This window comes from Variovorax sp. ISS6, from assembly GCF_056523145.1.
Genome location: NZ_JAWRZC010000001.1, coordinates 2,199,441 through 2,225,180, shown reverse-complemented (window position 1 = coordinate 2,225,180; position 25,740 = coordinate 2,199,441). Strand labels below are relative to the sequence as shown.

The window sequence follows — 25,740 nt, the reverse complement described above, 5'->3', positions numbered from 1 at the left end:
CCGGAAGGAAAAGTCCCATGCTTTCGAACGACAAGAAAAAGACCCCCGCAGGAGACGGCGAAGGGGTCGACCAGAAGCTTCCCCTCATGCGCTGCGGCGCGCTGAGCCTGCAGCACGTGCTCGTGATGTACGCGGGCACGGTGGCGGTGCCGCTGATCGTGGGCGGCGCGCTCGGCCTCTCGAAGGCCGACATCGCCTTCCTCATCAATGCCGACCTGCTGGCCGCCGGCATCGCCACGCTGGTGCAGGCCATCGGCTTCTGGCGCTTCGGCATCCGCATGCCCGTGATGATGGGCGTGACCTTCGCGGCCGTGGGCCCGATGATCGCGATCGGCATCGATCCCTCGCTGGGCCTGCCCGCGATCTACGGCGCCACCATCGTGGCGGGGCTGTTCGGCATCGCGCTCGCGCCGCTGATGGGACGCGTGCTCGGCGTGTTCCCGCCGCTGGTGACGGGCACGGTCATCACGCTGATCGGCGTCTCGCTGATGGTGGTGGCGATCCACTGGGCCGCGGGCGGGCAGCCCACCTCGACGCGCAGCATCGAGGGCGTGGCGCATGCGGTGGCCAACCCGGCCTACGGCGAGCCGGTGAACCTCGCCATCGCCGCGGCCGTGCTGGCGGCGATCGTCGCGATCACGCGCTTCGGCAAGGGCCTCATCGCCAACATCGCGGTGCTGCTGGGCATCGTCTTCGGCGTGCTGCTGTCGCTGGCGCTCGGCCGCATGCAGTTCGACGGCCTCGAGGAAGCGAGCTGGATGGCCGTGACCACGCCCTTCCACTTCGGCCTGCCGCGCTTCGAGCTCACGGCCATCGCCTCGATGTGCATCGTGATGCTGATCACCCTGGTCGAATCGACCGGCATGTTCCTCGCGCTCGGCGAGATCACGGGCCGCAAGATCGACACCGACGCGCTCTCGCGCGGCCTGCGCGCCGACGGCCTGGGCACGGTGATCGGCGGCGTGTTCAACACCTTCCCCTACACCTCGTTCTCGCAGAACGTGGGGCTGGTCACGGTCACGGGCGTGCGCTCGCGCTACGTGGCGGCCGGCGGCGGCGTGCTGCTGATCGCGCTCGCGCTGTTCCCCAAGGTCGCGCACGTGGTGGCCTCGGTGCCTTCCTTCGTGCTCGGGGGCGCGGGCATCGTGATGTTCGGCATGGTCGCGGCCACTGGCATCCGAATCCTCGGCAGCATCGACTACGCACGCGAGCGCCACGCGCTCTACGTGATCGCGATCTCGGTCGGCCTCGGGCTGATCCCCACGCTGTCGCCGAACTTCTTCCAGCACTTCCCGGCCTGGACCCATCCGCTGACGCACAGCGGCATCGTGCTCGGCACGGTCGCCGCGGTGCTGCTCAATCTCTTCTACAACGGCGTGCAGTCGAGGGAGCGTTCCTTCACACTGGCGGCACGCACCTCGCACGGAACCGAATGACATGACTTCCTCCATCGCCTCCTCGCCCCGGCCGCTGCGCGTGCTGCGCCACGCCGACGTGCTCGTCACCATGGACGCCGCGCGGCGCGAGATCGCCGATGGCGCGCTGGTGATCGACGGGCCGGCCATCGCCTGGGTCGGTGCCACGGCCGAGCTGCCGCCGATCTACCTCGAGGCGTTGCGCAGCGGCGGTGCCGAGGCCATCGACCTGCACGGCCACGTGCTGATGCCGGGGCTGGTGAACACCCACCACCACATGTACCAGAGCCTCACGCGCGCGGTGCCCGAAGCGCAGGACGCCGAGCTGTTCGGCTGGCTCACCAACCTCTACCTGCTGTGGGCGCGGCTCACGCCCGAGATGATCCGCGTGTCGACCCAGACCGCGATGGCCGAGCTGATGCTCTCGGGCTGCACCACCACCAGCGACCACCTCTACCTGTTCCCCAACGGCGCGCGGCTCGACGATTCGATCGAGGCGGCCGCCACGATGGGCATGCGCTTCCATGCCGCGCGCGGCAGCATGAGCGTGGGCCGCAGCGCCGGCGGCCTGCCGCCCGACGAGGTGGTGGAAAGCGAGGCCGCGATCCTGCGCGACAGCGAGCGGCTGATCGATCGCTGGCACGACGCCTCGCGCCATTCGATGCGGCGCATCGTGCTCGCGCCCTGCTCGCCGTTCTCGGTCTCGCGCGAGCTCATGCGCGACTCGGCACTGCTCGCGCGCGAGCGCGGCGTGTCGCTGCACACGCACCTGGCCGAGAACGACAACGACGTTGCCTACTCGCGCGAGAAGTTCGGCATGACGCCGGCCGAGTACGCCGAGGACCTGGGCTGGGTCGGCCGCGACGTCTGGCATGCGCACTGCGTGAAGCTCGACCCCGCGGGCATCGCCCTCTTCGGCCGCACCGGCACCGGCGTGGCCCATTGCCCGTGCTCGAACATGCGGCTGGCCTCGGGCATCGCGCCCATCGGCGCCATGCGCCGCGCCGGCGTGCCGGTGGGCCTGGGCGTGGACGGCAGCGCCTCGAACGACGGCGCCCACCTGCTCGGCGAGGCGCGCCAGGCCATGCTGCTGCAGCGCGTGGGCCATGGCCCGGCCGCGATGACGGCGCGCGAGGCGCTCGAGATCGCGACCCTGGGCGGCGCGCGCGTGCTGGGCCGCGACGACATCGGCGCGCTCGCGCCGGGCATGTCGGCCGACATGGTGGGCTTCGACCTGCGCGGCGTGTCGCACGCGGGCGCGGGGCACGACCCGGTGGCGGCGCTGGTGTTCTGCACGCCGGCCTCGGCCGCGCTCAGCATCATCGACGGCCAGGTGCGCATCCGCGACGGCCGCTTCGTCGATCTCGAGCTGCCGCCGCTGCTCGCGCGGCACCGCGAGCTCGCGCGCACGCTGTACGAGCGCGCGCGGCATCCGCACACGGCCTGAGACGCTGAACAGCACCTGACCGGCGTGCGCTTTCGCAACGCCGGATGCGAACCTTCGCCCTAGGCAGCTACCCGCATTGCGGGCGTCATGCCTCGTCCGCAGAATCCGCTGGCTCGAATAGAACGAGCGTTCGATTTTGTCGGCCAGGGCGAGAACCATCGGCCGATGTTCCAGATGCACGACAACAACAGGGAACACCAGCGATGAAACGCAGAGAACTCCTCAAGGGCGCGGCCGCGGCCGGCACCGCAGCGGGATTCGGCAGCCTGCTGGCCGGCGCGCCATCCACCGCTTCGGCCGCGCTGCCGGTGCCCAGGCCCACCTTGCCGCAGAAGATCGATCCGATCAGCGCCACCTTGCGCCGGCTCGAACTCGTGAGCCGGCAGGCCACCTACCTCTGGACCGAGTCGCACCTCAACCTCGCGGGCGTGCCGATGGGCACCGTGGTGCCGCCGGCCGAACTGCCGGCGCTCGAGCACCAGTTGCTGACCTTGTCGCGCGCGCTCGAGGCGGCCGTGAACTTCGCGGCCTCCTTCGCCACCAGCCCGCTCGCCAGCGGCAGCCTGCAGACGCTCGACAACCTGCGCACGCGGCTTTCGGGCCTGCAGGCCAGCTTCGCGCAGCTGCTGTCGCAGAACGCCGGCCTGCTCACGCTGCCGGCCGCGGCGCTCGCATTGCTGGGCACGCTGACCGGCACCGCGGGCGACATCGCCACCCAGTTGCGCCAGGTGCACCAGGACCTGATGACGCAGGGCCTGCTCGGCGGGCCGCGCACCGTGGCGCAGTACGACGCGCTGTTCGCGACCATCGAGAAGCCGTCGATCGCGCAGGTCTTCCGCGACAACGCGCTGTTCGCCTGGATGCGCGTGGCCGGCCCGAACCCGATGCTGATCCGCAAGGCGAGCGTGCTGCCCTCGAAGTTCCCGCTGACCGACGCGCAGTACCGGCAGGCCATGGGCAACGCCGACAGCCTCGCCGACGCGGCCGCCGAGGGCCGCCTCTACCTGCTCGACTACGAGGGCCTGGGCGACATGGCGCCCACGGGCCCGGTGACCAAGCCGTTGACCGGCACCGCCTATGTCTTCATGCCCATCGCGCTGTTCGCGCGGCCCAGGGCGGGCCGTTCGTTGGTGCCCGTGGCCATCCAGTGCGGCCAGAACCCGGCGCAGCATCCGATCTTCCTGCGCGTGGACGACGCCTCGAACGCCGAGGCCTACTGGGCCTGGCAGTCGGCCAAGACCACGGTGCAGGTGGCCGACTTCAACTACCACGAGATGTTCGTGCACCTGGGCCGCACGCACCTGATGTCGGAGGCCTTCGCGATGGCCACGCAGCGCCAGCTCGCGACCGCGCATCCGCTGAGCCGCCTGCTGTCGCCGCACCTCGAGGGCGCGATGTTCATCAACGAGGCGGCCACGCTGATCATCATGGCGCCGCTGACCACGGGCGACGGCATCCTCGCGGCGCCGATCGAGACCCTGCAGCGCGAGTGCGGCCGCGACCGCCTGGCCTACGACTTCCAGGCCAACCTGATGCTGCCCGACGAGCTGCGCGCGCGCGGCGTCGACAACCCGAACGAGTTGCCCGAGTACCCGTACCGCGACGACGCGCTGCTGCTGTGGAACGCGATCGCGCAATGGGTGGGCGAGTACGTCGCGACCTACTACCTCAGCGACGCCGACGTGAGCGGCGACCACGAGCTGCAGGCCTGGGCCGTCGACCTATCGACCCACGGCAAGGTGAAGGGGCTGCCGGCCATTTCCACGCGCGCCAGGCTGGCCGACGTGATCACGGCCATCGTCTTCAACACCAGCGCGCAGCATGCGGCCGTGAACTTCCCGCAGCTCTCGGTGATGACCTACGCGCCCTTCAGCGCGGGCATGGCCGGCACGCCGGCGCCCGCCTCGACGGCCGGCCAGTCGGAGGCCACCTGGTCGCAGATGCTGCCCGCGCGGCTCGCGGCGCAGGAGCAGATCCTGCTGTTCCACATCCTCGGCGGCGTCTACTACCGGCCGCTCGGCGAGTACAAGGACAACGCCTTTCCGCACCTGCCGGTGCTGATCGATCCCGCGATCGCGGGCCAGGGCGGGCCGCTCGAGCGCTTCCGCGCGGCGCTGGCGAACATCGAAACGACGATCAAGCAGCGCAACACGACGCGCTCGCGGCCCTACGAGCACCTGCTGCCGAGCCGGATTCCGTCGAGCACGAACATCTGAGCGGACGCTGGACAGGTTGTCGAATTCGGGTTTCCGTCCGCTCCCGCGTTCAATACTGCGCCACCACCCCGCCAGCACCGCCATCCGCCAACGTCGCCGGATCCTCCAGCACCGCGGCCACGTCGCCCAGGTACTGCCCCACCACCGGCTCGTGCGTGAGGTTCAGCATGTGGTGGATGCCGTCGGGGTTCTTCACGTAGCCCACGGTCCAGCCGCGCGCGCCGAGGCCGCGGCCGATGGCGCCCATGTCGCGTTCGGGCGAGCCGAAAGCGAAGATCGACAGCTCGGGCCGGCCCAGCGTGGGCAGGCCCAGCGCATCGAGGCCCTGCTGCATCGCGCGCCGCGTCGCGAGCACGCGCTCGGTGACGCGCAGATAGCCCGCATGGCCCAGGTAGTTCATCACCGCCCAGGCCGCGGCGATGGCGCCGCCCGCGCGCGTGCCCACCAGCGTGTGGGTGAAGTACTGGCCGCGCGGCCAGTCGTCGAAGTAGTAGCCCATCAGCGCGAAGGCCTCGGGATCGGCGAAGAACAGGGTCGAGGCGCCCTTGGCGGTGTAGCCGTACTTGTGCAGGTCGGCCGAGATCGAGGTCACGCCCTCGACCGCGAAATCGAAGTCGGGAATGTCGGCGCCGAGCTCGCGCGCGAACGGCGCGAAGTAGCCGCCCACGCAGGCATCGACATGCATCCAGCAGCCGTGCTCGCGCGCCAATGCCGCGATCTCGGGAATGGGATCGACCACGCCGTGCGGAAAGGCCGGCGCCGAGCCCACCACCATCGCGGTGTCGGGCGTGAAGGCGGCGCGCATCGCCGCCGGGTCGGCGCGGAAGTCGGCCGCCAGCGGCGTGCGCACCGGCACCAGGCCGAGGAAGTGCGCGGCCTTGTCGAAGGCCGGATGCGCGCTCCGGGGCATCAGGATCTCGGGCTTGGCCATGCCGGGGCGGCGCGCCAGCGCGCGGTCGCGCGCGCACTTGACCGCGAGGAAGATGCTCTCGGTGCCGCCGGTGGTCATGGCGCCGCGCGACTCGGGGCCGCCGTGCAGCAGCGAAAGGCCCATCTCCACCACCTCGCGCTCGAAGGTCGCGAGGCTCGCGAAGGCGCGCGGGCCCAGGCCGTTCTCGGAGAAGTACATCAGGTAGGCCTTCTTGGCCACCTCGAGCACGTCCTCGCCCGCATAGTGGATGAACATCGGCACGCGGCCGTTGCGCCAGTCGGCGTCGCCGCGGCCGGCCTCCTCGAGCCGCCGCTGCAGCTCGGGCCAGGACGTGCCTTGCTCGGGGAGTGTCAGTGCCATGGTCGCTTCATCCTTCCTTGCCGCCCCAATGGACGACCTTGTTTTCGAGTGCCCGCGCCAGCAGGTCGAGCAGGTAGCCGAGGATCGCCATGATCAGCGCGCCGACGATCACGACGTTGGTGAGCAGGAAGTCGGAGGCCGACATCGCCATGTAGGCGATGCCCGCGTTGGTGGCGATCATCTCGGCGCCCACCAGCATGGTCACGCCCAGGCCGATGCTCACGCGGATGCCGGTGAAGATGCCCGGCAGGCTGGCCGGGAAGATCACGCGCCGGAAGATCATGGCGCGCGAGGCACCGAGCGCCATCGCAGCCTGCACCTTGCGCCGGCCCACCGCGCGCACCGCCTGCATGGCGCTGATCGAGAGGATCGGGAACAGCGCGAGCACGATGATCACGATCTTCGAGACCTCGCCGATGCCGAACCAGATGATGAGCAGCGGCAGCAGCGCGAGCTTGGGCATCGGCCGCGTGATCTCGATCGGCGGATCGAGCACCGCCTTCACGGTCTCGTTCATGCCCATCCACAGCCCCAGCGGCACCGCCACCAGCACGGTGAGGACGAAGGAGGCGCCGAAGCGGAACAGGCTGATGCCCAGGTGGTGCGCGAGCGTCTTGCCCTGGTAGCCGTTCTGCATGAGCTGGAGGAAGGTGTTCCACACCGACATCGGCGAAGGCAGGAACAGCGGCGCGACCAGCGGCTGGTCGCCCACGATTGGCACGGTGATCAGCAGCCACAGCACGAACAGCGCGGCGAAGGAGCCGAGGTTGATCCAGCGCGCGCGGGTGCGTGCGCCGTTGGGCCGGTTGGGCGCGGCGCTCATCGCTGGGCCTCCTGGTGCTGCGCGGCCAGCGCCTCCTCGCGCAGCAGGCCGAAGATCTCGGCCTTCATGCGCGCGAACTCGGCGCTCGCGACCACGGCCGGGTCGTCGCTCTGCGCGAAGCCCGGATGGAACTTCGCCTTGATGCGGCCCGGGCGCGCCGACATCACGACGATCTCGGTCGCGAGGAACAGCGCCTCGTCGATGCTGTGGGTGATCCACAGCACGGTCTTGCGCGTCTCGTGCCAGATGCGCTTGATCTCCTCCTGCAGCAGCTCGCGCGTCTGTGCGTCGAGCGCGGCGAAGGGCTCGTCCATCAGCAGGATCTCGGGCGAATTGGCGAGCGCGCGCGCGATGCCCACGCGCTGCTGCATGCCGCCCGAGAGCTCGTAGGGATAGCGCTTCGCGAAGCCCGCGAGGCCGACCATCTCGAGGTATTGCGAGGCGATGCGCGTGGCCTCGGCGGCCGACTTGCCCGTGGCCAGCGGCCCGAAGGCCACGTTGTCGATCACGCGCATCCAGGTGAACAGCGCGCCCTGCTGGAACACCACGCCGCGGCGCGGATCGGGGCCGCGCACCGGCTGGCCGTCCATCAGCACGCGGCCGGCCGTGGGCTGCTCGAAGCCCGCGAGGATGTTCAGCAGCGTGCTCTTGCCGCAGCCCGAGGGGCCGAGCAGGCAGGCGAAGGCGCCCTCTGCGATGTCGAGCGTGATCGGCTCCAGCGCCTGCACCGCGTCGGGGCCGTCGCCGAAGCGCTTGGAGACTTCCTCGAAACGGACCTTGGGCGTGCCCGCCTGCTGCGGTGGCAGTCCCATGGCCTCAGGCGGCCATCTTGGCGACGAAGCTCGAATCGACGAGCCCGCTCAGGTCCTTGGGCATGGCCGAGATCTGCGCCGACTCCAGGAGGAACTGCGCCTGCGTCTGCAAGGTCTTGAGCACGCCCGTGTCCTTCTCGCCGGGCTTGCCCATCCAATGGCTCTGCAGCTGCTCGCGCGCGGGCACCGGGTAGAAGGTGTTGAGCGAGCGCATCACCGCGGCCTCGTCGACGTTGAGGAACTTCGTCATGGTCTCGACCACTTCCTTCGGTTCCTGCTTGAAGGTGCGCGCGATCTGTTCGTAGTCCTTGAGGAAGGCCAGCACCAGGTCGGGCGACTTCTGCTTGAACTCGTCGCGCACCAGCAGGCCGTCGAAGATCAGCAGGTTGTTCTTGTTGAGGTCGCCGGTCTTGAAGATGATCTTGCCGCCGTCCTCGGTCAGGCGCGGCAGCACCGGCACCCAGATGTAGCTGGCATCGATCTCGCGGCGCTGCCAGGCCGAGGCGATCTGGTCGGCGCGCATGTTGATGAGTTGCACGTCCGCCAGCCCGATGCCCGCGGTCTTGAGCGCCGCCACCGCGGCGAAGTGCACCGAGGTGTTGAACGGCAGGCCGATCTTCTTGCCCTTGAGCCCCGCCACCGTGGTGATGCCCGAGTTGCCCTGCACCACCAGGCATTCGCTGTCGACGATGTTCTTGTAGACGTAGACCATCGAGGCCTTCAGCCCGTTGGCGTAGCCGACCATCATCGGGCTGGAGCCGATGTTGCACATGTCGAGGCTGCCGCCGGCCATGGCCGCGATCACCTCGGAGCCCGCGCGCACGGTCACGAAGTCGGCGCTGGTGCCGGCGCCGAAGGTCTTGGCCGCCATGTTCTTCGCGCGGATGTAGTTCTGCGCATCGATGGCGCCGAAGGTGCCGAGCTTGACCGAACGCGCCTGCGCGGCGGCCGGGCCCGAAGCCCCGAGCAGCAGCGAGCCGGCGGAAGAGGCCAGCAGCATGTGGGCGCTGGCCAGGTGGAACTCGCGGCGGGAGAGATTCAACTTCATGCGACGGCCTTTCTTCGAACAGACGAAGGAACTGGAGCCCCGGCAACGAGGCCTTGGGCCGCACTTTAGGCGATCAGAATATATTCTGTCTACGCAAAAACCCGACCCAGCCGCTTTTTCAGGGCTTGAGCAGCCGGATCAGGTAGCGCGAGCCGTGCGTCAGGTCGTCGCGCATCGCCTGTCCGAGCGCGTCGCCGTCGCGCCGGCGCAGCGCGTCCATCGCGGTCAGATGCGTCTCGTGGCCCGTGAGACTGCCGCAGTACTGCGGGAACAGCAGGTTGAGCGTGGGGCCGACGCGCAACCACAGGCTCTCGATGATGCGGATCAGGATGGCCTGGCCCGAGGCTCGATATATCGAGAGATGGAATTCGGTGTTCTCGAGCAGGGTGCGGTGCGCGTCGCCGGCCTGGATCGCCGCCAGGTGCGCCTGCACCACGCCGTCGAGGCGCTCGATCTCGTCGTTCGAGATGCGCGGCGCGGCCTCCTTGGCCGCCAGGCATTCGAGCTCCATGCGGATCTTGAGGATCTCGCGGTAGGTCTCGACGTCGAGGCGCGGCACGCGGATGGTGCGGCCGTTGACCACCTCGAGCCCGTGCTCCACCACCAGCCGCTGCACCGCCTCGCGCACCGGCGTCAGGCTCACGCCCTGGCTCTCGGCCACGCCGCGCACGGTCAGCACCTGCTCGGGCAGCAGCGCGCCGGTCATCAGCGACTGGCGAAGCTGCTGGTAGACCTGATCGGTCAGCGTGTCGGCGCGCGCGCCCTGCGCGTCGTCCGGCGGCACCGCTTCCGCATGGGCGGCGCGGCGCGCGCGCGGGCGGACGTCGGGTCGGCGGGCGGTGGGCTTGGAGGCGGGCATCGGGGGTCGGCTCGAAGAATCTGTCGCTTGAATATACTCTGCCGCCCCAGGCCTCCCGGACGGCGGCTCAGGCCGGCGCGACGCGGCGGCCGCGCCCCATGACGCGGTAGAGCAGGAAGGCCGCGATCGAGACGTTGACGAGGTTCCAGCCGATGCCGTTGAGGAAGGCCGCGTGGTAGCTGCCCGTGAGGTCGAACACCTTGCCCGACATCCAGCCGCCGAGCGCCATGCCGAACAGCGTGAACATCAGCACCGTGCCCACGCGCGCGCCCGCCTCGGAGGCCGGGAAGTGCTCGCGCACGATGATCGCGTACGAGGGCACGATGCCGCCCTGGAACAGGCCGAACAGCGCCGACACCACGTACAGCGGCACCAGCCCGTCGAAGGGCAGGAACAGCAGCAGCGCCACGCACTGCAGCGCGCCGCCGAGCAGCAGCGTGCGCAGCCCGCCGATGCGGTCGCAGATGGCGCCCGACACCAGCCGGCTCACCACGCCGAAGGCCAGCATCAGCGAGAGCATCTGCGCGCCGCGCGCGGCGCCGAAGCCGAGGTCGCTGCAGTAGGCCACGATGTGCACCTGCGGCATCGCCATCGCCACGCAGCAGGCCACGCCCGCCACGCACAGCAGGCCCTGCGCCGCGCCGGTGCTGAAGCCGAAGGGCCGCGCGAGGTTGCGCACCGCGGCGCCGCCGGGACCGGCAACGGGCGGTGCCGCGACGGCCGCCGGCGGACGCGCGCGGAAGAAGAAGGCCAGCGCCACCATCGTGACGCTGCAGAACAGTCCCATGCCGATGTAGGTCTGGCGCCAGCCCACGGTCTCGATGAAGTGCTGCACGATCGGCGGCCACACCGCGCCCGCCACGTAGTTGCCGCTGGCGCAGATCGCCACCGCGATGCCGCGCCGCTTGACGAACCAGAGCGAGGTGTCGGCCACCAGCGGCGCGAAGGCCACCGAGCTGCCGAGCAGGCCGACCAGCAGGGTCTGGGCGATGGTGAAGGAGACGATGCCGCCGGCGAGGCCCGAGGCGACGTAGCCGAGACCGAGGCAGACGGCGCCGCCGAGCAGCGGCCACATGATGCCGAAGCGGTCGGCCAGCTTGCCCATGAGCACGCCGCCGATGCCGAAGCCCAGCATCAGCAGCGTGTAGGGCAGCGAGGCCTGCGCGCGGTCGATGCCGAACTCGGCCTGCACCGAGGGCAGCATCACCGACACCACGTACATGCCGCTGCTGCCGACCGTCATGATCAGCAGCGTGAGGCCCAGCCGCACCATGGCGTAGCGCGAATCGGGCTGGTGGGAGGGGTGGCGTGCGGCGAGCGTCTCCGTCATCGTTCTCTTTCTTGTCCTGCATGCGTCCGTCAGGGCGACGGCGAGGTCGAGCATACAAGGCAAGCCGCGCTGGCGCACGAGCGCCCCGCGCCGCGCGTCGGCGGCGCCGCCATGTGCCGGTGCGCGTCAGGCCAGCGACGGCGCGACGAGCGGCTGCGCGGCCGAGGCCTTGGGCATCGGACCGCCCGGCCTGGGCTTGTCGTCGCAACCGGCGGCCATCAGGCCGAGGCAGCAGCAGAGTGCGAGGAAGAGGTGTCGCATGGCGGGCATGCTAGGCCCGCCCGATGGGCGGTCAAGTCGGACGCGGGCCCGATCGCGCCGCCGTGAAAACGGAACTCAGCGCCCGGGCCGCTCGCCGGCCGCGAGGCGGCGCTCGATGTCGTCGAGCACCGGCATGAGCTCGGCCACGCTGTCGATCACGTAGTGGGCACCGGCCGCCTTCAGCTGCTCGGTGGCCTGCTCGCGGCGTGCCTGCTGCTCGTCGGCGCCGAGCGCCTGCCATTCGGCCAGGGTCAGCCCCATCACGTTGCCGCTGACCGCGAGGCCCACGGCCCAGGTGCCCGCGTTCAGGCCTTCCTCGAGGCCCACGCCGGTGTCGTCGACCTTCACCACGGCGTGGGCCGGCCACACGCCGAGGTCGGCGAAGCAGCGGTACATCATCAGCGGCGAAGGCCGGCCGGCCGCGAGGTCGCCCGCGCACACGAGGTTGTCGGGCACGTAGCCGCCCTGCGCGGCGATGGCCGCGACCACCTCCATGATCGGGCGGTTGTAGCCGGTGGTCGATCCGATCTTCATGCCGCGCGCACGCGCGGCGGCCACGGCGTCGAGCGCGCCCGGAATGAAGTCGGCATGGTCGCGCGCGCTGGCGGCATTCATCGGCGTGAACACCTCGTAGAGCCGGTCGACATCGGCATCGTTGAAGGCATGGCCGTGCTTCGCCTCCCACTGCGCGGCGATGCGCGGCTGCGAGCCCAGCGCCTTGATGTGGTCCCACTTGGCCATGCCCATCGGGCCGCGCGCCTCGGCGATGGTGATCTCGATGCCGAACTGCTCGAACAGCTTCACGAAGGCGCCCATGGGCGCGCACGAGCCGAAGTCGAGGATGGTGCCGGCCCAGTCGAAGACGACGGCCTGGAGCCTGGAGGAATGCGTGGCGGACATGAAGAAGAACTCGCGTGAATGAAAAGGGATCACCAGCCGGCGAACACGTCGTGCGCGATGCCGAAGCCGGTGCTGGCGCCGGTGCCGCTGGTGACCAGCACCACGCGGGTCGCGTCGTCGGGCGCGTCGATCACGCAGGGCGTGGTCTTCGAGGAGGGATAGACGCCGTTCCAGCGCTCGACGATCTGCGCGCTCTCGAGGTCGAGCGTGCTGCGCAGGTGGCGCAGGATCAGGCGGTCGACCTCCTCCAGCGCGAAAGGCTCGGGCGCGGCGGCGTAGTGGTGCGAATCGCCGACCACCAGCGAGCCGTCGGCGCTCTGCACCACGATCAGGTGGATGCCGTGCGCGAGCGAAGCCGCTTCTTCCTGCTGCAGGCGCTCGCGCAGCGCGGCGGCCTCGGGCAGCGTGCTGTAGCCCTCGTAGCGCACCAGGCTCAGGTCCATCATCACCGCGCCCGGCAGCCGGAAGCCGGCCTCGGGCTGCACGCGCAGCATCTGCAGCCGGCACAGCGTGAGGTCGTGGGCCGCGATGCGATCGGCGAACAGGCCGTGCAGTTCGCTGTTGGTGCAGACCACCACGCGCTCGGCATGCAGCTCGCCGCGCGAGGTGCGCACGCGCGGCGTCTGCACCTCGAGCACGGCCTCGCCGAAGCGGAAGCTCACGCCGTGCGCGCGCGCCAGCCAGGTGGCGAGCCGGCCGATCGCGGTGCGCGATTCCACGCGCAGCTCGTGCGGGCTGAACAGCACCGAGCGCGCCTCGGCCAGGTGCAGCGCGGGCGCCTTGGCCTGGGCCTCGGCGGCATCGATGAGTTGGCAGGCCTCGCCCATGGGCGTGCGCATGAAGGCCTCGAGCACCGCATGCGCCTCGGGCCGGTAGGCCGCGAGCCACAGGTGGCGGTGCACGATGTCGATGTCGGCCTGCGGCGCGATCTCCTGCCACACGTCGCGCGAATGCATGGCGCGGCGCCAGCTGTCGCCCGGCGCCTGGCCGGTCACGGTGATGAAGCCGAAATTGCGGATCGAGGCGCCGATGCAGGCGGCGTCTCGCTCGACCACGCAGACCCGCAGGCCGCGCCTGGCGGCGGTGTAGGCATGCGCGAGGCCGACGATGCCGGCGCCGACGACGATGACGTCGAAGGAGGAGGAGTTGGGAGCGGCGGTCAACGGTGTCTCCAGGCTTGGGTGCGCACGAGCGCCCAGCGGCCGGCCAGCGCGAACAGGCCGCGACCGGCGGCGGCCGTGAGCATGATCAGCGAGGCCATGGCCGCGGCGGGTGCCACGTCGCCGGCATCGTCCATGTTGAGCACGGCGATGGCGGCCAGCGTGGTCTGCGGCGAATAGAGGAACACGACGGCCGAGACGGTGGTCATCGCGTTGACGAAGAAGTAGCCGCCGACGTTGAGCACCGTGGGCAGCGCCACCGGCAGGTGCACGCGCCACAGGGTGCGCCAGAACGGGATGCCCATCGATTCGGAGACCAGTTCGTACTCGCGGTCGAGCTGGCGCAGCGCGGTCAGCGAGGTGAGGTGCGCAACCGAGAAGAAGTGGGCCACGGTGCAGACCACGAGGATGGTCATGCTGCCGTAGATGGCGCGCAGCGGGTTCGAGGGCGAGATGAAGAAGAAGATGTAGCCCACGCCGAGCACCAGGCCCGGCACGGCGAGCGGCAGGTTGGCCAGCAGGTTCAGCAGTTCGCGCAGCAGGCCGAAGTGGCGCGGCTTCTCGACCAGGTAGGCCGAGACGAAGCTGAGCAGCGCGCCCGCCACGGCGGCGCAGACCGCGAGCCGCAGCGAGTTGAAGTAGCTGCCCCAGCCGCCGCCGTCCATGTTGCTGAAGTCGTAGTTCTTCAGCGAGGGCGCGAGCTGGTAGGGCCAATAGGTGGCGAGCGAGGCGAACACGGCCATGCCGATCATCACGAGGATGGCGCAGGCCGTGAGCGCGCAGAACACCAGCAGCGCGCGGTCGCGCGTGCGTACCGGCTCGGGCTGGTAGGGCGTGGCGCGCGCCGACAGCGCGGCCGCCTGCTTGCGACGCACGTGGCGCTCGACCAGGAAGGACAGCACGGCCGGGATCAGCAGCACGAAGCCCACCACCGCGCCCATCTGGAAGTTCTGCTGCCCGACCACCTGCTTGTAGATGTCGGTCGCGAGCACGCCGGTCTGGCCGCCCACCACCTTGGGCACGCCGAAGTCGGTGATCACCAGCACGAACACCACCATCGCGGCCACGATCAGCCCGTAGCGCGTGGACGGCAGGGTGACGGTGCGGAACATGCGCCAGCGCGAAGCACCGAGGGTCTGCGCGGCCTCGTAGAGGCGGCCGTCGGAGGTCGCCATCGCGGTGGTGAGGATCAGGAGCGCATGCGGCAGGGTCCAGAACACCGAGCCCAGCACGATGCCCAGCGGGCCATAGATGGACGCGCCACCGAGCAGGCCCTTGAAGAGGCCCTGGTTGCCGAACAGGTAGACCAGGCTGATGGCGGGCAGCAGCGAGGGCGCGAGCAGCGGTATCAGCGCGACAGCGCGCAGCACGCCCTTGGCCGGCATGCACGAGAGCGTGAGGCCATACGCGTAGACGTAGGCGATGGCGGTGCAGATGACGGCGCTGATCGCGGCCAGCCAGAGGCTGTTGGAGGCGGACTGGACCAGGGCGGGGTTGTCGAGGTAGCGAGCGAAGTTGGCGAGGCCGACGAAGGCGCCTTCGCGGTCGAAGAAGCTCTGGCCGACGAGTGCACCTACGGGCAACGCAACGATCACGAGCAACAACAGCACGACCAATGCCACGGCAGCGCCCGTGAGCCAGCGCTCGCGGTCGATGGCATTGGCGCGTATCGGCGTGACAGGGATGATGGCGATGGCTTCGGGGGTGCTGCTCATTGTGTGTGTCCGGGGCGCGTGCACAGGACAGCGGGTACTTCCCTCCGCGAATGTCCCCCGCCTTCGGCTCCTCCTTGATTTCGCTGCGGGAAGCACCCACTGCCCTGTGCACGTGGGCGCAGCGGTGGTGCCAACCGGTTCAACCGACCTGCTCCAGACTCACGTCGATGGGGTACTCCCCGCAGCGAAATCAAGAAGGAGGCCGCAGGCCGGGGGACATTCGCGGAGGGGAGTACCCCGTCGGCGTGAGTCCGGCCCCATCGCTCCATCGTCGAACAAACGACAAAGCGGTTCGTCATTCAATGCGCCAGCACCGACAGCGCATGCAAAGGCAACTGGATATGCACCATGCTGCTCGGCACCAGCGGCTCGCCGCCATTGCCTTGCGCATCGGCCGGCAGCTCGGCCTCGATCTCGATGCCCAGCGGCTCGCAAGACAGGCGCGCGGCGGTGCGGTTGCCGAAGAACTCGGTGTCGAGCAGGCGCGCCGCGAAGCTGTTGGCGCCGAGTTCGGCACCGAAGCGCTTCACCACCACATGCTCGGGACGGATGCCCACGGTGGCCTGCGAACCCACGCTGAGGTTGCCGGGGGCGCAGAACAGCTCGGCATCGCGCACGCGCACCTTGCCATCGGCCAGCACCGTGGCCGGCAGCATGTTCATGCGGCCCACGAAGCCCGCGACGAAGCGCGTGCGCGGCTGGCGGTAGAGCTCGTCGGGCGTGCCGGCCTGCTCGATGCGCCCGTCGTGCATCAGCACCACGCGGTCGGCCATCGAGAGTGCCTCTTCCTGGTCGTGCGTGACCATGATGGTGACGATGCCCAGGCGCTTCTGCAGCGCGCGGATCTCGGTGCGCAGGCTCGCTCGCACCTGCGCGTCGAGCGCGGACAGCGGCTCGTCGAGCAGCAGCAGGCGCGGATTGGGCGCGAGCGCACGCGCCAGCGCTACGCGCTGCTGCTGGCCGCCCGAGAGCTGCACCGGGTACTTGTCGGCATGCGCCGCCAGGCCCACCAGGTCGAGCATCTCGCGCGAACGCTTGGCCATTTCGCGCGCCAGCGCGCCCGTGGGATGCAGGCCGTAGGCGATGTTCTGCGCCGCCGTCAGGTTGGGGAACAGTGCGTACGACTGGAACACCACGCCGAAGCCGCGCGCCGCCGGCGGCAGGCCCGCGATGTCCTGGCCGCCGAGCAGGATCTGCCCGCGGTCCGCGCGCTCGATGCCGCAGACGATGCGCAGCAGCGTGGTCTTGCCGCAGCCCGAGGGGCCGAGCAGGCAGACGAACTCGCCGGGTTCGATGTCGAGGTCGATGCCGTCGAGCACACGGGTGGCACCGAAGGATTTTTCGATACCGCGCAGGGACAGGAAGCTGGTCATGTCAATGGTCAAGCTGAGGCAAATACGGGATCGGACTTCCGTACGCGAAGGGCGCGAAGATTTCGCAAAGAGCGCGAAAGGAATCCATGAAAGGATTTCTGCTGCATCTTTTGCGTCCTTCGCGAAACCTTCGCGTCCTCTGCGTCCGGCTGCCCGTATTCAGATCACATCGGCTTCTTTTCCGACTTCGATTCGTAGCGCTTCGACCACTCGGCCAGGATGCGGTCGCGGTTCGCGGCGGCCCAGGTGAAGTCGTTCTTGGCCAGCAGCTTCTCCACGTCGCCCGGCACGAATTCCAGCTTCTCCTGGATGCCCGGCAGCGCCAGCACTGCGAAGTTCTTCGCGTAGAGCTCGTTGGCCTGCTTCGTCACGGCCCAGTCGGCCAGTGCCTTGGCGGCTTCCTGCTTCTTGCTGGTCTTGATGATGCCGGTGGCTTCCATGTCCCAGCCCAGGCCTTCCTTGGGCAGCACGATGTCGATCGGCGCGCCGTCGCGCTTGGTCTTGTTGGCGCGGTATTCGAAGGACATGCCGAGCGCGAACTCGCCGGCGCCGGCCTGGCGGCAGGGCTTGCTGCCCGACTGGCTGTAGATGCCGATGTTCTGGTGCAGCGCGTCCATGTACTTCCAGGCCTTGTCCTCGCCCATCATCTGGATCCAGCCCGAGACCATCAGGTAGCCGGTGCCAGAAGCGGCCGGGTTCGGCATCGTGATCTGGCCCTTGTAGACCGGGTTCGTCAGGTCGGCCCAGCTCGTGGGCTTGGGCAGGTTCTTCTTGGTCGCTTCGGCGGTGTTGAAGCAGATCGCCGAGGACCACACGTCCATGCCCACCCACTTGGGCGGGTTGGCCGGATCGCGCATGGTGGGCTTCACCGCGTCGAGGCCCTTGGGCGCGTAGGGCTGCAGCATGCCTTCCTTGTCGAGCAGCATCAGCGAGGTGGCGGCCAGGCCCCACACCATGTCGGCCTGCGGGTTGGCCTTCTCGGCCAGCAGCTTGGCGGTGACGATGCCGGTGGAGTCGCGCACGAACTTCAGCTCGATGGTCGGGTTCTCCTTCTCGAACGCGGCCTTGTAGGCCTGCACCTGATCGGCCTCGAGCGCGGTATAGACCAGCAGCTCGGTGCGGCCCTGGGCGGTGGCGGCGAAGGCCAGCGAAAGCAGGGCGGGCACGGCGGCCCAGCGAAGACAACGACGCAGCATGGTGAGATCCCTCGGGAAAGAAATGAAGCGGAAAGCGAAAGAAAAACGAAAACGCAACACGGTGGCGCAGGCCTGCCGTGGACGCGGCGATGCTGGCAGCGGCGTGTGACAGGGATTTGTCAAACGCATGAGCCAGGGCCCGCCAAGACCCTCTTTTCGACGCGGCCCGCACCAGCGGTCACGGCCTTGTCATGGAGATCCGCGAACTTCGGTGTGCTGTCGCCCGCGCTTCGTTTCAGAACAATGACACTCGACCTCGCCGAGATCGCCCGCCTTTTTGCCGAACGCGGCGGCGTGGCCTATGCGGGCGAGCCCGTGTCGCAGGCCGAGCACGCGCTGCAATGCGCCTGGCTGGCCGAGCAGGCCGAGGCCGGCGACGCGCTGGTCACGGCCGCGCTGCTGCACGACCTGGGCCACATGCTGATCACCGAGCACCAGACGCTCGAGCGCTCGCCGACCGAGCTCGGCATCGACGACCGCCACCAGTACATCGCGCTGCCGCTGCTGCGCGGCGCCTTCGGCCTCGAGGTGCGCGAACCGATCCGGCTGCACGTGGATGCCAAGCGCTACCTCTGCGCGACCCGGCCCGACTACTTCGCGCGCCTGTCGCCCGATTCGGTGCGCAGCCTGCAACTGCAGGGCGGGCCGATGAACGACGCGGCCGCGCGGCGCTTCGCCGACCATCCGTGGTCGGGCGATGCGATCCGGCTGCGACTGTGGGACGAGGAGGCGAAGGTCGAAGGCCTGAAGACGCCGCCGCTCTCGCATTTCCTGGCGACCGCGGCGCGCGTGATGCTGGACACGTACTGAAGGGCGCTGGACGCGGGTCGCATGCCGTGCCGGCATGTTTCAGCCCGGTTTAAGAAACATTTGTCTACTATGGCCTCCTCACGATGACCGGCGCGCCTGCGCCAGCGAGGAAAGCCAGCATGTCTCCCACCGTCAACGAACGCGCCCGCAGCTTCCTGCAGGTGCTGCGGCGCGTCTTCGCGCTCGCGGCGCCCTACTTCCGATCCGAGGAGAAATGGCGGGCGCGGCTCATGCTGCTGGGCATCGTCGCACTGAACCTGTTCTATGTGTACGTGGCCGTGCTGGGCAACCAGTGGTATGGCCGCTTCTACGACGCGCTGCAGAACAAGGACGCCGTGAGCTTCTGGCGCGAGGTCCGGGTCTTCGGCTGGATCGCCTTCTTCAACATCGCGGTGCAGGTGCTCAAGTTCTACGTGACGCAGCTGCTGCAGCTGCGCTGGCGCACCTGGATGACACGCGACTACCTGTCGCGCTGGATGTCCGACCGCACCTTCTATCACCTCGAGCTCGCGCGCTACGCGAACCAGAACGGCCATGCGCCCGACAACCCCGACCAGCGGATCCAGGAGGACATGCAGCTGTTCACCGACTACACGATGACGCTGTCGATGGGCCTGCTGAATGCCGTGGTCACGCTGGTGAGCTTCGTCGGCATCCTCTGGGGCCTGTCGGGCAACTTCTCCTTCTCGCTGGGCGGCAGCACCTACCAGATCGCGGGCGCCATGGTCTGGCTGGCCGTCGTCTATTGCGTGGTCGGCACGGCCATCACCCACTTCGTCGGCCGGCCGCTGATCGGCATCAACTTCCGCCAGCAGCGCTTCGAGGCCGACTTCCGCCATCACCTGGTGCGGGTGCGCGAGTACAGCGAGGCCATCGCGCTCGACAAGGGCGAGAAAGTGGAGCACGCCCAGCTCGACCTGCGCTTCGGCAGCGTCCTGCGCAACTACCTGCTGCTCATCAAGCAGCAGAAGAACCTGGTCACCTTCACCTCGTTCTTCGGCCAGGCCGCGGTGATCTTCCCGTTCCTGGTCGCCGGCCCGCGCTTCTTCGGCGGCGCCATCCAGCTGGGGCAGCTGATGCAGATCGGCTCGGCCTTCGACAAGGTGCAGGGCTCGCTGAGCTGGTTCGTCGACAACTACGACCGCGTGGCGATCTGGCGCGCGACCACCGACCGCCTGACCAGCTTCGACGACGCCATGCGCGCCCACGCGGCCCAGTCCATGCCGCTGCAGCGCGAGCAGAACGCCGAGCTGCGCACCGACGATCTCGCGGTCTCGCTGCCCGACGGCACACCGCTGCTCGCCGGCGCCGCGCTGGCCGTGAAGTCCGGCGAGAGCGTGCTGCTGCAAGGCCCCTCGGGCAGCGGCAAGTCGACGCTGTTCCGCACCTTCGCGGGCATCTGGCCATTCTCGAAGGGGCGCCTGCAGGTGCCCGACAACGTCGCCTTCATGCCGCAGCGCCCCTACGTGCCCGACGGCAAGCTGCGCGATGCGCTGACCTACCCCAACCCCGCCACCGACTTCAGCGACGACCAGCTGCGCCAGGCCCTGAACGACGCCCTGCTGCCCGACCTTGCCGGCCGGCTCGACGACAGCGATGCCTGGAGCCAGAAGCTCTCGGGCGGCGAGCAGCAGCGCCTGGCGATCGCGCGCGTGCTGCTGCGCAAGCCGGCCTGGCTGTTCGCCGACGAGATCACGAGCGCGCTCGATGCCCAGGCCGAGAGCACGCTCTACCGGCGGCTGGGCGCGATGGTGCAGGCAGCGGGCGGTTCGATGGTGTCGATCGCGCACCGCGCGGCGGTGGGCGAGTTCCATGGCCAGCGCTGGACGCTGGTGCCGCAGGCCGATGGCGCGGCCGGCGGCGCGCGCTACCGGCTCGAAGCCTCGGCGGCTCCGGCGGCGGCCACGTAGCGATCCCAGCCCTTGGCGCGCAGCTCGCACGCCGGACACTCGCCGCACCCATAGCCCCAGGCCTGCCGGTGCGTGCGGTCGCCCAGGTAGCAGGTGTGGGTCTCCTCCACGATCAGGTCGACCAGCGGCTGGCCGCCGAGGCGGTGCGCGAGCTGCCAGGTCTCGGCCTTGTCGATCCACATCAGCGGCGTGTCGATCACCAGCCGGCGCTCCAGCCCCAGCGACAGCGCGAGCTGCATCGCCTTCATGGTGTCGTCGCGGCAGTCGGGATAGCCCGAGAAGTCGGTCTCGCAGACGCCGGTGACGATCACCTGCAGCCCGCGCCGGTAGGCCAGCGCGCCGGCCAGCGTGAGGAACAGCAGGTTGCGTCCCGGCACGAAGGTGTTGGGCAGGCCGTCGGCCTGCATCTCGAACGCGACCTCCTCGGTCAGCGAGGAGCCGCCGAGCTGCGCCAGCGCCGCCAGCGTGAGCACGTGGTCCTGGCCCAGGCGTGGCGCCCAGTCGGGAAAACGCTCGCGCAGCGAGGCGAGGATGCCGGCGCGCACGTCGAGCTCGACGCGGTGGCGCTGGCCGTAGTCGAAGCCCAGGGTCTCGACGCGCTGGTACTTCGAGAGGGCATCGGCCAGGCAGGTGGTGGAGTCCTGCCCGCCGGAGAACAGGACGAGGGCAGTGGTGTGCAGGGGCATGATGGGCTCGAGGAATGAATGGCAAGGCGCATCGGTGCGCGGGAACGACGGAGCTGTAGTCCGAACGCGCGATTTTCGCAGCCCGCGCCGCCGGCGCTACCCGCGGCCCCCGGGCCTCGCTACGATGGCCGCGACACCCCACCCATCCGCACCGCTGCCATGACCACCAAACACCTCGCCGCCTGGGCCGCCACCTTCCTGGTGATGGCGCTGATCGATTCGCTCTGGCTCGGCGTGATCGCCAAGAACCTCTACCAGCAGGGGCTGGGCCACCTGATGGCCTCCGAGCCGAAGCTGGGCTTCGCGGCGCTGTTCTACCTGCTGTACCCGGTGGGCCTGGTGTTCTTCGCGGTGCTGCCCGGCGCCGAGGCCGCGAGCCTCGCGCGCACCGCGCTGCTGGGCGCCCTGCTCGGCCTGTTCGCCTACGCCACCTACGACCTCACCAACCTCTCGATCATGAAGGGCTGGCCGCTGGGCCTGTCGCTGCTCGACATGGCCTGGGGCACCTTCGCGAGCGGCGTGGCGGCGACGGCGGGCGGGGCGGCGCTGCGCTGGGCGGCATCCCGCTGAAATCGCGCTGGCCGGGCATGGCGCGCTTTTTTTAACGGCGCGTCGAACTTTTCATGCCCGCGTGCATCGCGTCACGCGAGAGTCATGCGGCCTCCCTAGATTGCTTCTCCAGAAACGGCGCGCAGGAGGCGCGCCGAACGGATAACCACCAAGGGAGTCGCATGACCCGACACTTCATTGCCCCGGCGCTGCTGGGCGTTTCACTGCTGCTGTCCGCCTGCGGCGGCAGCGACAGCCACGGCGGCCTGCTGCCGCTGATTCCACCCACCACCAACCCGCCGGCGGCGGAAGCGCCGAAGAACATCCTGTTCTTCCTCGGCGACGGCATGGGCATCACCACGCTGACCGCCGCGCGCATCTACAAGGTCGGCGAGGACGGCGACCTCACGATCGACACGCTGCCCGAGACGGCCTTCGTCCACACCTATTCGAACGACGCCCAGGTGACCGACAGCGCGCCCTCGATGTCGGCCTACATGACCGGCGTGAAGATGAACAACGAAGTCATCTCGATGAGCCCCGACACCCAGGCCACCGATGCCGCGGGCAAGGCCTACCACACCAGCTTCGACAGCACCTGCCCCCCGAGCAACGGCCGCGCGGTGGAAACGCTGCTCGAGCAGAGCAAGGCGCGCGGCTACGCGACCGGCGTGGTGACCACCACGCGCATCACGCACGCCACGCCCGCGGCCACCTACGCGCACGTGTGCCACCGCGACGCCGAGAACACCATCGCCGCCGCGCTGGTGCCCGGCGGCGCCGGCTACAACACCAGGCTGGGCGACGGCGTCGACGTCGTCTTCGGCGGCGGCACCGACTACTTCACGCCCAAGGAAGACGGCGGCAAGCGCAACGACAAGCGCAACCTGATCGCCGAACTGAAGAGCGCGAAGTACGGCTTCGCCGCCAGCAAGGCCGAGTTCGACAAGCTGCCGGCCGACGGCACGACCAAGATCGCCGGCCTGTTCACCAAGAGCCACATGGCCTACGACCTGGACCGCGATGCCGGCAAGGAACCGAGCCTGGCCGAGATGACCGGCAAGGCCATCGACGCACTGGCCGCGCGCAAGAAGGGCTTCTTCCTGATGGTGGAAGGCGGTCGCATCGACCATGCGCTGCACGCCACCAACGCGCGCCGTGCGCTGCAGGACACGGGCGCCTTCGACGACGCCATCAAGCTCGCGCTCGACAAGATGAAGGCCATCGACCCGGGCCTGAAGAACACGCTGGTGGTGGTCACGGCCGACCACGACCACACGCTGCAGCTCAACGGCTATGCCGCGCGCACCGGCAAGACCTAGGCCGGCAAGCCGGGCGTGCTCGGCCTGGTGAAGGACTACGTCGACACCAGCAAGACCAGCAAGGACGTGGACGGCAACCCGTACACCATCATCGGTTTCGGCAACGGCCCGCGCCGCCTGTCCTCGCGCGGCCCGATCGGCGACGCCGAGCTCGAGGGCAAGGACTACAGGCAGGAAGCCGTGGTGCCGATGGACGCGGCCAGCGACTCCGAGACGCATGGCGGCGCCGACGTGTTCCTCGGCGCGCAGGGCCTGGGCGCGGAGAACTTCTCCGGCGTGATCACCAACACGGACGTGTTCGGCCTGATCCGGAAGGCGGTCGGCCTCTGAGGCACGCACCGCAGCCACCGACCCCATCACCATGAGCACGACCATGAACCGCATCACCCGCAACACCCGCCTGGCCGCCGCGATCCTGTGCGCCGCCGCCGGCACCCTGGCCGGCAGCGCGCACGCCGCCGGCGAAGCCAGGAACGTCATCTTCTTCCTCGGCGACGGCATGGGCCCGGTCACCGTGACGGCCGCGCGCATCTACAAGGGCGAGAAGCAGCTCGCGGCCAGGCCCGGCTCGCTCGCGAGCCCGGAGCGCGCCCACCTCGTCATGCAGTCGCTGCCCTTCGCGGCGCGCGTGAAGACCTTCTCGCTCGACGGCCAGACCACCGACAGCGCGCCCTCGATGGCCGCCTACATGACCGGCGTGAAGATGCGCAACGAGGTGATCTCGATGTCGAGCGACACCACCGCCGTCGACGGCACGGGCACCCAGTACATCAACGGCGAGAACACCACCTGCCCGCCGACCAACGGCAAGGCGGTGGACACGCTGCTCGAGCTCGCCAAGGCCAAGGGCCGCGCGGTGGGCGCGGTGTCGACCACGCGCGTGGGCCACGCCACGCCGGCCACCACCTACGCCCACATCTGCAACCGCAACGGCTACAACACCATCGCCGAGCAGAGCGCGCCGGGCCATGCCAACTACAACCCCAAGCTGCTCGACGGCATCGACGTGCTGATGGGCGGCGGCCAGCGCAACTACCTGCCGAAGTCGCTCAACCCGAGCAGCAAGCGCACCGACAACGTGGACCTGGTGGCCGCGATGCAGGCCAAGGGCTACGCCTATGTCGACACCGGCACCAAGCTGCGCGCCGTCGACACCGCCGCCACCGGCAAGCTGCTGGGCCTGTTCTCGCAGAGCGAGATGGCCTACGAGCTCGACCGCGTGAAGCAGAACCTCGACCAGCCGAGCCTCTCGGAGATGACCGAGAAGGCGCTGGGCGTGCTCAGCCGCAACGACAAGGGCTTCTTCCTGATGGTGGAGGGCGGGCGCATCGACCATGCGCTGCACGGCACCAACGCCAAGCGCGCGCTGGAAGACACGCTGGCCTTCGACGCCGCGATCCAGACCGCGCTCGACTACATGAACAGGAAGGACCCGGGCCTGAAGAACACGCTGGTGGTGGTCACGGCCGACCACGACCATGCGATCGCCTTCAACGGCTATCCGAAGATCGGCAACCCGATCCTCGGCAAGGTCAACGGCTACGCCGACGGCAAGCCCTCGAAGGCGGCCGACGGCAAGCCCTACACCACGCTGGTGTTCGGCAACGGCGGCCGGCCCAACGCGAGCGCGGCCAGCCAGGTCAACCCGGAAGACGGCAACAAGCCGTGGATCGCGCCGGCGCGCGCGCCGAACCGCGACGACCAGAGCGCGATGAACACCGAGGACGACAACTTCCTGCAGGAGGTCGGCATCAACCTCGGCGCGCCCGGCTCCGAAACCCATGGCGGCGGCGACGTGATGCTGTTCGCCGGCGGCGCGGGCTCGAAGATCTTCAAGGGCACCCTCGAGAACATCAAGGTGTTCGACAAGGTCCGGCAGGCGGCGGGCCTGTGACGGCGGGCTCGAAACTCCAGGCGCTGCTGGCGGCGGCGGTCCTCGCGGCCGTCCCGCTGGCGGCGGGTGCCGCGGGCGACGCCCAGGCACCCGACCAGAACCTGCGCATCCAGCACCACGTGCTGTCGATCGGCAAGGACGGCGTGCAGCGCGAGAGCCGCTACGCCGACCGCATGTTCCGCCGCGCCGGCACGGTGTGGATCGAACGCGAGCTGCCGGCCGCGCTGCGCGCCGACCACGAGCACGAGGCCCGCGACGCCAAGGTGCACATCGGCCATGCGCATGCCGACAACACGGCCGCGCCGCTGTGGCTGCGCCGCGATGCCAGCGGCAAGGTGGAGGTCGGCATGGTGCTGCGCGCGCAGCGCAAGCTGATCGAGGTCGACGCGGCCAACTATGGCAACGTCGGCTACGGCGGCTCGTGGGCGCCTGCCTACTGGCTGGTCGATCCGGCGGTGCTGCCGCGCATGAAGTCCCTGGGCGCCGCGGGCCCGGGCGTGCAGCGCTACGAGCAGCAGCAGGGCGAGAGCACGGTGCGCATCGACTGGGACGTGGCCGGCCGCTATGCGCGCAGGATCGAGCAGCGCAACGCGCACGGCACCTCGCTCAACACGATGACCGCCATGCCGATCGCGGCGCCGAAGACACTGCCCTGGCAGGCGGTCGAGGCCTACGAGCGCGGCGACTATTCGGATTTGCTGGACTGAAGGGTCGGCTGGAAAG

At 69.5% G+C, this 25,740-nt stretch carries 21 protein-coding genes and 1 pseudogene; 9 read left to right on the top strand and 13 right to left on the bottom strand.

Annotation, left to right across the window (positions count from 1 at the left end; genetic code table 11):
• Positions 1 to 17 precede the first annotated feature (17 nt).
• The 3 genes from AC1HIL_RS10175 (at position 18) to AC1HIL_RS10165 (ending at position 5,078) form a co-directional block, all read left to right on the top strand.
• Positions 18 to 1,436, top strand: a complete 1,419-nt coding sequence (locus AC1HIL_RS10175) for a nucleobase:cation symporter-2 family protein (protein ID WP_479671726.1) — start codon at positions 18 to 20, stop codon at positions 1,434 to 1,436.
• Position 1,437: 1 nt separating this feature from the next.
• Positions 1,438 to 2,862 (top strand): 8-oxoguanine deaminase, encoded by a 1,425-nt coding sequence (locus AC1HIL_RS10170; RefSeq protein ID WP_479671725.1) that lies wholly within the window; start codon positions 1,438 to 1,440, stop codon positions 2,860 to 2,862.
• 203 nt (positions 2,863 to 3,065) lie between these two features.
• Positions 3,066 to 5,078 (top strand): lipoxygenase family protein, encoded by a 2,013-nt coding sequence (locus AC1HIL_RS10165; protein WP_479671724.1) that lies wholly within the window; start codon positions 3,066 to 3,068, stop codon positions 5,076 to 5,078.
• Positions 5,079 to 5,127: 49 nt separating this feature from the next.
• On the opposite strand, the gene AC1HIL_RS10160 is transcribed toward AC1HIL_RS10165, so the two are convergent.
• From AC1HIL_RS10160 to AC1HIL_RS10105, 12 genes are all read right to left on the bottom strand, one after another.
• Positions 5,128 to 6,369: a pyridoxal phosphate-dependent decarboxylase family protein gene (locus AC1HIL_RS10160; RefSeq protein WP_479671723.1), complete on the bottom strand. Its 1,242-nt coding sequence runs from the start codon at positions 6,367 to 6,369 to the stop codon at positions 5,128 to 5,130.
• A gap of 7 nt (positions 6,370 to 6,376) precedes the next feature.
• The gene (locus tag AC1HIL_RS10155; RefSeq protein WP_057593781.1) at positions 6,377 to 7,192 is read right to left on the bottom strand and encodes an ABC transporter permease; all 816 of its coding nucleotides are present in this window, start codon (positions 7,190 to 7,192) and stop codon (positions 6,377 to 6,379) included.
• On the bottom strand, positions 7,189 to 8,004 hold the full coding sequence (locus AC1HIL_RS10150; RefSeq protein WP_261217737.1) for an ABC transporter ATP-binding protein: 816 nt from the start codon (positions 8,002 to 8,004) through the stop codon (positions 7,189 to 7,191). The genes AC1HIL_RS10155 and AC1HIL_RS10150 overlap by 4 nt, the downstream gene beginning before the upstream one ends.
• Before the next feature lie 4 nt (positions 8,005 to 8,008).
• Positions 8,009 to 9,052 (bottom strand): taurine ABC transporter substrate-binding protein, encoded by a 1,044-nt coding sequence (locus AC1HIL_RS10145; protein ID WP_057593783.1) that lies wholly within the window; start codon positions 9,050 to 9,052, stop codon positions 8,009 to 8,011.
• A gap of 118 nt (positions 9,053 to 9,170) precedes the next feature.
• Positions 9,171 to 9,911 (bottom strand): GntR family transcriptional regulator, encoded by a 741-nt coding sequence (locus tag AC1HIL_RS10140; RefSeq protein WP_082322017.1) that lies wholly within the window; start codon positions 9,909 to 9,911, stop codon positions 9,171 to 9,173.
• Positions 9,912 to 9,978: 67 nt separating this feature from the next.
• Entirely contained in the window at positions 9,979 to 11,241 is a 1,263-nt protein-coding gene (locus AC1HIL_RS10135) for an MFS transporter (protein ID WP_057593784.1), read from the bottom strand.
• A 126-nt stretch (positions 11,242 to 11,367) separates the two neighbouring features.
• Positions 11,368 to 11,502, bottom strand: a complete 135-nt coding sequence (locus tag AC1HIL_RS10130) for a hypothetical protein (protein ID WP_256223075.1) — start codon at positions 11,500 to 11,502, stop codon at positions 11,368 to 11,370.
• A 75-nt stretch (positions 11,503 to 11,577) separates the two neighbouring features.
• Positions 11,578 to 12,402: a phosphonoacetaldehyde hydrolase gene (gene phnX, locus AC1HIL_RS10125; protein ID WP_057593786.1), complete on the bottom strand. Its 825-nt coding sequence runs from the start codon at positions 12,400 to 12,402 to the stop codon at positions 11,578 to 11,580.
• Between the two features lie 29 nt (positions 12,403 to 12,431).
• A complete protein-coding gene (locus AC1HIL_RS10120; RefSeq protein WP_479671722.1) occupies positions 12,432 to 13,565 on the bottom strand; it encodes a TIGR03364 family FAD-dependent oxidoreductase in 1,134 nt (377 codons plus the stop codon).
• Complete coding sequence (locus tag AC1HIL_RS10115; RefSeq protein WP_479671721.1) at positions 13,562 to 15,277, bottom strand: putative 2-aminoethylphosphonate ABC transporter permease subunit; 1,716 nt, start codon at positions 15,275 to 15,277, stop codon at positions 13,562 to 13,564. The genes AC1HIL_RS10120 and AC1HIL_RS10115 overlap by 4 nt, the downstream gene beginning before the upstream one ends.
• 299 nt (positions 15,278 to 15,576) lie before the next feature.
• Positions 15,577 to 16,650, bottom strand: a complete 1,074-nt coding sequence (locus tag AC1HIL_RS10110; protein ID WP_479671720.1) for an ABC transporter ATP-binding protein — start codon at positions 16,648 to 16,650, stop codon at positions 15,577 to 15,579.
• A gap of 164 nt (positions 16,651 to 16,814) precedes the next feature.
• Complete coding sequence (locus AC1HIL_RS10105; protein ID WP_479671719.1) at positions 16,815 to 17,846, bottom strand: putative 2-aminoethylphosphonate ABC transporter substrate-binding protein; 1,032 nt, start codon at positions 17,844 to 17,846, stop codon at positions 16,815 to 16,817.
• A gap of 243 nt (positions 17,847 to 18,089) precedes the next feature.
• Between AC1HIL_RS10105 and AC1HIL_RS10100 the strand changes: the two genes are divergently transcribed.
• The gene (locus AC1HIL_RS10100; protein WP_057593793.1) at positions 18,090 to 18,656 is read left to right on the top strand and encodes a phosphonate degradation HD-domain oxygenase; all 567 of its coding nucleotides are present in this window, start codon (positions 18,090 to 18,092) and stop codon (positions 18,654 to 18,656) included.
• Between the two features lie 119 nt (positions 18,657 to 18,775).
• Positions 18,776 to 20,566: an ABC transporter ATP-binding protein/permease gene (locus tag AC1HIL_RS10095; RefSeq protein ID WP_479671718.1), complete on the top strand. Its 1,791-nt coding sequence runs from the start codon at positions 18,776 to 18,778 to the stop codon at positions 20,564 to 20,566.
• Here the strand turns inward: AC1HIL_RS10095 and queC are convergent.
• Positions 20,524 to 21,252: a 7-cyano-7-deazaguanine synthase QueC gene (queC, locus tag AC1HIL_RS10090; protein ID WP_422097951.1), complete on the bottom strand. Its 729-nt coding sequence runs from the start codon at positions 21,250 to 21,252 to the stop codon at positions 20,524 to 20,526. The genes AC1HIL_RS10095 and queC overlap by 43 nt on opposite strands.
• Before the next feature lie 159 nt (positions 21,253 to 21,411).
• On the opposite strand from queC, the gene AC1HIL_RS10085 reads away from it, so the two are divergent.
• From AC1HIL_RS10085 to AC1HIL_RS10070, 4 genes and pseudogenes are all read left to right on the top strand, one after another.
• Positions 21,412 to 21,822, top strand: coding sequence for a DUF2177 family protein (locus AC1HIL_RS10085; RefSeq protein WP_208512512.1), 411 nt, complete (start codon positions 21,412 to 21,414; stop codon positions 21,820 to 21,822).
• A gap of 161 nt (positions 21,823 to 21,983) precedes the next feature.
• Positions 21,984 to 23,453: pseudogene (locus AC1HIL_RS10080) on the top strand (alkaline phosphatase).
• Between the two features lie 31 nt (positions 23,454 to 23,484).
• Positions 23,485 to 25,017 carry an alkaline phosphatase gene (locus tag AC1HIL_RS10075; RefSeq protein WP_479671717.1) on the top strand — a complete coding sequence of 511 codons (1,533 nt, stop codon included), beginning with the start codon at positions 23,485 to 23,487 and terminating at the stop codon, positions 25,015 to 25,017.
• Positions 25,014 to 25,724, top strand: a complete 711-nt coding sequence (locus AC1HIL_RS10070; RefSeq protein ID WP_057593798.1) for a hypothetical protein — start codon at positions 25,014 to 25,016, stop codon at positions 25,722 to 25,724. The genes AC1HIL_RS10075 and AC1HIL_RS10070 overlap by 4 nt, the downstream gene beginning before the upstream one ends.
• Positions 25,725 to 25,740: the final 16 nt, after the last annotated feature.